General features: G+C 62.7%; 11 protein-coding genes. All 11 read left to right on the top strand.

Going from position 1 to position 4,944, the window contains the following annotated elements; all coding sequences use genetic code 11:
* Positions 1-42: 42 nt before the first annotated feature.
* The 11 genes from ACX93N_RS16170 to ACX93N_RS16120 all read left to right on the top strand — a co-directional run bounded on the left by ACX93N_RS16170 (position 43) and on the right by ACX93N_RS16120 (position 4,726).
* Positions 43-264 (top strand): hypothetical protein, encoded by a 222-nt coding sequence (locus tag ACX93N_RS16170; RefSeq protein ID WP_459429471.1) that lies wholly within the window; start codon positions 43-45, stop codon positions 262-264.
* Positions 254-556, top strand: coding sequence for a hypothetical protein (locus ACX93N_RS16165; RefSeq protein WP_459429470.1), 303 nt, complete (start codon positions 254-256; stop codon positions 554-556). The genes ACX93N_RS16170 and ACX93N_RS16165 overlap by 11 nt, the downstream gene beginning before the upstream one ends.
* Complete coding sequence (locus tag ACX93N_RS16160; protein WP_459429469.1) at positions 556-939, top strand: hypothetical protein; 384 nt, start codon at positions 556-558, stop codon at positions 937-939. Before ACX93N_RS16165 ends, ACX93N_RS16160 begins: the two co-directional genes overlap by 1 nt.
* Positions 936-1,613 (top strand): DUF2786 domain-containing protein, encoded by a 678-nt coding sequence (locus ACX93N_RS16155; RefSeq protein ID WP_459429468.1) that lies wholly within the window; start codon positions 936-938, stop codon positions 1,611-1,613. The genes ACX93N_RS16160 and ACX93N_RS16155 overlap by 4 nt, the downstream gene beginning before the upstream one ends.
* A gap of 10 nt (positions 1,614-1,623) precedes the next feature.
* The gene (locus tag ACX93N_RS16150) at positions 1,624-2,244 is read left to right on the top strand and encodes a DUF3164 family protein (RefSeq protein WP_459429467.1); all 621 of its coding nucleotides are present in this window, start codon (positions 1,624-1,626) and stop codon (positions 2,242-2,244) included.
* Positions 2,245-2,341: 97 nt separating this feature from the next.
* Complete coding sequence (locus tag ACX93N_RS16145) at positions 2,342-2,503, top strand: hypothetical protein (RefSeq protein WP_459429466.1); 162 nt, start codon at positions 2,342-2,344, stop codon at positions 2,501-2,503.
* On the top strand, positions 2,500-3,066 hold the full coding sequence (locus ACX93N_RS16140; RefSeq protein ID WP_459429465.1) for a hypothetical protein: 567 nt from the start codon (positions 2,500-2,502) through the stop codon (positions 3,064-3,066). The genes ACX93N_RS16145 and ACX93N_RS16140 overlap by 4 nt, the downstream gene beginning before the upstream one ends.
* A complete protein-coding gene (locus tag ACX93N_RS16135) occupies positions 3,059-3,223 on the top strand; it encodes a hypothetical protein (protein ID WP_459429464.1) in 165 nt (54 codons plus the stop codon). Before ACX93N_RS16140 ends, ACX93N_RS16135 begins: the two co-directional genes overlap by 8 nt.
* A 199-nt stretch (positions 3,224-3,422) precedes the next feature.
* On the top strand, positions 3,423-3,944 hold the full coding sequence (locus ACX93N_RS16130; protein WP_459429463.1) for a hypothetical protein: 522 nt from the start codon (positions 3,423-3,425) through the stop codon (positions 3,942-3,944).
* Positions 3,934-4,389 carry a gp16 family protein gene (locus ACX93N_RS16125; RefSeq protein ID WP_459429462.1) on the top strand — a complete coding sequence of 152 codons (456 nt, stop codon included), beginning with the start codon at positions 3,934-3,936 and terminating at the stop codon, positions 4,387-4,389. Before ACX93N_RS16130 ends, ACX93N_RS16125 begins: the two co-directional genes overlap by 11 nt.
* Entirely contained in the window at positions 4,376-4,726 is a 351-nt protein-coding gene (locus ACX93N_RS16120) for a Mor transcription activator family protein (RefSeq protein WP_459429461.1), read from the top strand. Before ACX93N_RS16125 ends, ACX93N_RS16120 begins: the two co-directional genes overlap by 14 nt.
* Positions 4,727-4,944: the final 218 nt, after the last annotated feature.

The following is a 4,944-nucleotide window of genomic DNA, read 5'->3' as shown; positions in this document are numbered from 1 at the left end:
CGTCCCCGCTGCCCGCAAACAGACGGTGCACTAGGAGGCCCTATGAGCGAGGTAATCAATATCAAGAACAGGCCCGTCTTCCTCCGTTGGACCTTCGCGAATGTATGGATTCGCGGTGAGGAGCTGGAGCTAGCGACATGCGACGAAACCGGGCAGCCGATGGTGATCCATTGGAAAAGCGGCCGCGCCTGGTTCGGCGACTGGTGTGACCTTGTAGGCCCCGTCGCTCTGCAACTGATCGAGGGGGTGTCCGATGGCGATTGAAACCGAGCAGCTGGAGTACTGGGCCGACGTGTTCTGCATGCACGGGATCGGCAAGTACATGACGCTCCCGGCGTTCCTGCAGCACCCGGAGAAGTACTTCCAGGAGATCACCGGCGGCGATTACCGGCCACTGCTTCCGCGCCAGAAGGCGGCGGTCGCCCGGATCCACCGGCGCTTCGACGATCTGGACGCGGCGATCGACGAAGTGGAGGCGAAGGTCGAGCACCTGCGTCGCATTGAGAACGGGCACTGCTACGAGCAGCTCAAGCACCACGCGAACGGGAGGACGTGATGCCGGCTCTCAACTTCAAACCTGAATTCGTCCCGGCAATTGAAGCCGACGAGAAGCGGCAGACGATCCGTCCAAAGCGAAAGTGGCCGATCCGCACCGGTGATTCGCTGTATCTGTTCACCGGCATGCGAACCCGGTCTTGCCGGCGGATCGGTGTTGCTACCTGCCTACTGGAGCGCGACATCACGATAAAGGAGAACGGAACCATCCTAGTCGAGGGCCAGGCGATCTACCGGCGTAGCGCTGAACGGCTGGCGATAGCGGATGGCTTCTCCGGCCTGCCGGCCCTTCTCGATTTCTTTGAACGCCAGTACGGACTGCCGTTCCACGGCCAACTCATCGAGTGGGACCACGTGGATCGTCGCTTAGGAGAGGGCTCATGAACCGCGAAGACGCGATCCGAAGGATCAAGAAATGCCTGGCGCTGGCCAAAAGCCAGAACGCCAACGAATCGGCTACGGCGCTCCGCCAGGCACACAAGCTTATGGAGGAGTGGAACGTCGAGCAGGGCTTTATCGACTGCATGGACGTAACCAAGGAGTCCCTGGACAGCGGTGCTCGACGGTACCCACCCATTTGGAAGTGCAGGCTGGCCCGAGTCGTGGCGGACGCCTTCGATTGCGAGGTGATCGTCCAAAGGACCGTGTTTTCCACCGATTTCGCATTCATCGGTGCGTCACTGTCACCGAAGCTTGCGACCTACGCCTATGACGTGCTCGAGCGTCAGCTCACCCGCGCCAGGTCGGCCCATGTGGCCGGCCTGAAGCGGTGCAAGCTCGCGACGAAACGCCGGCGCGGTGACGCCTTCGCCAACGCCTGGATATCCGCCGTGAGTGAAAAGGTCAGCGCGTTCGCCGGTGCCGACGAAGTCACGGCGCAGGCTGTTCAGGCCTACATGGATTGCTACCACCCGAACCTGGAGCGTCGGGAACAGCGAGCGAAGAAGTACCACGCCAGGGATGAAAAGTCCCTGAGCGCGGGGTATCGGGAAGGCCACGAGGCCGAACTCAACCACGGCGTGGCCGCCGGCGATCGCCCGGCCCGCCTCACTCATTAGGGAGACCATCATGGATCTCGATCAAGCCATCCCCGATGGCTACATGCGAAACGCCGCCGGCCACTTGGTTCCGGAGGAACAGGTTCGCGAGCACGACAAGCTGCGCGACCAGACCGCCCGGGATCTGGCGGACGAGGCAATCCGCCTGCATGTGCTGCTCAAGGCGTTCAAGCGGCGCGCACTCGACGATATCGCCGACGTGGTGCGCATCAGCGCGGAGCGCTACGACGTGAAGCTGGGCGGCCGGAAAGGCAACGTCAGCATCGCCACCTACGACGGCGACCTGAAGGTCGTGCGGTCCTACGCGGAGCGCCTCACATTCACCGAGGAGCTGGAGGCCGCAAAAGAGCTGATCAACCAGTGCATCCGCGAGTGGAGCGAGGGCGGCAACAGCAACATGAAGGTGCTGGTGGACCGCGCTTTCCGGACCAACGCCCAGGGCCAGCTGAAAACGAGCGCCATCCTGGACCTGCTGCGGGCCGATATCGACGACCCGGCCTGGTTGCGTGCCATGGAGGCGCTGAAGGACAGCATCCAGGCGGTCGGTACCTGCGTTTACGTCCGGTTCTACCGCCGGGTCGGTCGCAGCGACCAGTACGAAGCCATCCCGCTGGACCTGGCGGCGGTATAACCCGAGGGGTGAGCTGATGCAGCCGAAACTACACGAACTAGCCAACCGGAACCGTGCTCGCGCGCCGTCGTTTCCCCACCAGGTGGGAAAGCTGGTGGTGGCGATCGAGCGCGGCGACAACCGCGCCCGCGACGAAACCCTGCAGAGTATTCGAGAGACGCTCCAGGGCGCGATCACCATCGGTGCCGGCGACGAGGCCGTAGCCGCCATGCAGCGGACGCTGGGCCGCATGACACAGTTGATCAAGGGGGAGCAATGACACAAGGAACGAAACGACTCACCGAGGAGCTGCACCGGCTAGAAGGGCTGAAGCTGCGGGAGATCCTCGACGAAATGGCGAAGACAGACTCACCGACCGTGGTGCTGTCCTTCAACGGCACCCAGGACAAGCCGGTCGCCGCAGTGGCGCTGATCACTGGACCGGACACCGCTGACCGGATCCAGGCCCTGGAAAAACCCAACAAGCTGGCGTTGCCGGAGGGGGGGCCAGATGGGCAAATCGGAGTGCGCTGGCGAGCGATCCGGATACTGAAAACACTCCGTGATGGACTCGATGACAGCTTCTCTGATCAAGGGGCTCTGATCACCGAAGCCGACAAAGTCATTAGAGCGCTGAGGTCGGGACCGACCGACGGGGAGATGGATGAATTACGCGCAGACGCTGAACGATACCGTTGGCTGAGGAACCCCGACAACTTCGGCCCCGACGAGGGCGAAGGCCCGAGCGGCTGGGAGCAGCTTTGCGACCTGGCTGGCGACGACTTCGACGCCTTCATCGACGAGCGCATGAAGCAGGATCACGGAGCAGCCGAAGATGCTTGATCAGCGCGCTGTCCTGGAAAACCGAGATCCCGAACTGCGCCAAGTGGTCGCGGACGTGATGTCGCGGGTGATAGAGGGCACGGCCTCGCCGTTCGCCCTCATCCGTCGCTCGGACCTGGCGCGCCTGAAGCAAGCCTTAGAGCAGGGGGACGCATGAGCAAACAGCTACTCAACTGCCCCTACGACGGTCTGAGCGACGAAGACATCCGGGCCATAGCCTTGGTAGTGGGCCCAGCACCGGAGCCAGCCAAGCAATATGTTCGGTGGCTCGACAAGAAGCACCAGTTAGCCGCAGCCACCAGACAACTGCGAGCCGCAGGTGCCACCGTGATTTGGCCCAGCCCCTGGGAGGACGCGTGAAGATCGGTCGCTGCTCTATCTGCCATCACCACCTCGACCTGCAGGCGCTGGCGCAGGACGAATCCACACGGGACCTGCTGAGCCTGGTGGCCAAGACACCGCACACCGTCATGGTGCCGCTACTGGCCTATCTCGGCCTGTTCCGGCCAAAGAAACGCGACCTGGCGAACGACCGGGCCCTACACCTGGCCGAAGAGGCCCTGGAGCTGACCACCGATCAGCACCTGCTGGCTGCCGCCCTCAGAGAGACCGTCGAGCAGATCTACAAGAAGCGTCAGGCCGGCGAGAACGGGCAGCCGCTGAAGAACCACAACTACCTGAAGCAGGTAATGACGGGCATCGCGGACAGGATCGGCCAGGCGGTACCGAAACGCGGGGCCGAGCAAACCACCAGCCAAGAGCAAAAGCAGGTCGAGAAGGCCGATGACGACGCCGCATGGCGCCGGCAGATGCGTCGGCTGGGGTACGACCCCGATCGCGCTATGAAGGGCCAGGTGCGGAGGCTAAATGAAGACTGACGCGGACCAGAAGCGCCGGGATCTGGCCAAGATCCACATCGCCCGCAAGGAACTGGCCATGGACGAGGACGCCTACCGCCTGATGCTGGAGTCGGTGGCGGGCGTCACCTCCTCGGCGAAGCTATCCGCCCGTGGCAGAGCGAAGGTGCTCCACAGGCTGCGCCAGCTGGGCTGGAAGCCGAAAACCAGCGCCCGCCCTCGGCGCCGCGTGACTGCCCGAGAGCCGCAGGACAAGAAAATCAGGGCGCTCTGGCTGGATCTGGCTCAGATGGGGGTCGTTCGCGACCGCTCAGAACAGGCCCTGGCGCGCTACGTGAAGCGCCAGACCGGCGTGGAAGCGCTCGATTGGTTGGACGGCCGCCAGGCCGAAAAGGTCATCGAGGCCCTGAAGGCCTGGCGCAAGCGTTTCATTGATGCACAAGGGGATACCGATGAACCAGCGTGACTCCAACATGGAAATCCGCCGCAACGAGCTGCTGGAGGAAGTCCAGGCTCACACCCAGCAGATCCTGGTCGAGCACGGCATCGATGAAGATCTGGCCGAGCAGGCCGGCTGCGCAATCTGCGATCGGCTGGCCGACACCTGGGGTGGGCAAGTCGTGACCTTTCCGAAGGATCACCGTTTCCGGCTCTCTCTTCGCGACCTGAAGATCTACGAGCAGTTCGACGGCCGGAACCACAACGAGCTGGCGAAGAAGTACAATCTGACAACCCGGGCCATCTATAAGATCATTAGACGGGTGCGTGAGCGTGGCGACCCGAATCAGCCGCGTCTTTTCTGAGCCTCTTTTTGTTCTATATGGTGCAAAGTCTTTTCACTACCCATCCCGAATAGCCCCGTTTCGTCCCGCCTCTTCCCGGATTTATCGCGTTACCGTGTAGTATTTACCCCATCACTGAACAAGTAGCAGGAGACAACCATGACGATCAAAGAAGGACAGCCGGCACCGGACTTCACCGCCCCGGCCACCGGCGACACCACCCTCACCCTGTCGGCCCT

The sequence above is a fragment of the Pseudohaliea sp. genome (assembly GCF_054552115.1).
Note: the sequence above shows the minus strand (reverse complement) of the source record. Positions and strands in the feature narration are given on the sequence as shown.

What these genes read in the sequence shown, in the direction of transcription:
- ACX93N_RS16165 (WP_459429470.1), top strand. Translation starts at nt 254, where the DNA reads ATGGCGATTGAAACCGAGCAGCTGGAGTACTGGGCCGACGTGTTCTGC.
- ACX93N_RS16170 (WP_459429471.1), top strand. Translation starts at nt 43, where the DNA reads ATGAGCGAGGTAATCAATATCAAGAACAGGCCCGTCTTCCTCCGTTGG.
- ACX93N_RS16160 (WP_459429469.1), top strand. Translation starts at nt 556, where the DNA reads ATGCCGGCTCTCAACTTCAAACCTGAATTCGTCCCGGCAATTGAAGCC.
- ACX93N_RS16150 (WP_459429467.1), top strand. Translation starts at nt 1,624, where the DNA reads ATGGATCTCGATCAAGCCATCCCCGATGGCTACATGCGAAACGCCGCC.
- ACX93N_RS16135 (WP_459429464.1), top strand. Translation starts at nt 3,059, where the DNA reads ATGCTTGATCAGCGCGCTGTCCTGGAAAACCGAGATCCCGAACTGCGC.
- ACX93N_RS16120 (WP_459429461.1), top strand. Translation starts at nt 4,376, where the DNA reads ATGAACCAGCGTGACTCCAACATGGAAATCCGCCGCAACGAGCTGCTG.
- ACX93N_RS16155 (WP_459429468.1), top strand. Translation starts at nt 936, where the DNA reads ATGAACCGCGAAGACGCGATCCGAAGGATCAAGAAATGCCTGGCGCTG.
- ACX93N_RS16140 (WP_459429465.1), top strand. Translation starts at nt 2,500, where the DNA reads ATGACACAAGGAACGAAACGACTCACCGAGGAGCTGCACCGGCTAGAA.
- ACX93N_RS16125 (WP_459429462.1), top strand. Translation starts at nt 3,934, where the DNA reads ATGAAGACTGACGCGGACCAGAAGCGCCGGGATCTGGCCAAGATCCAC.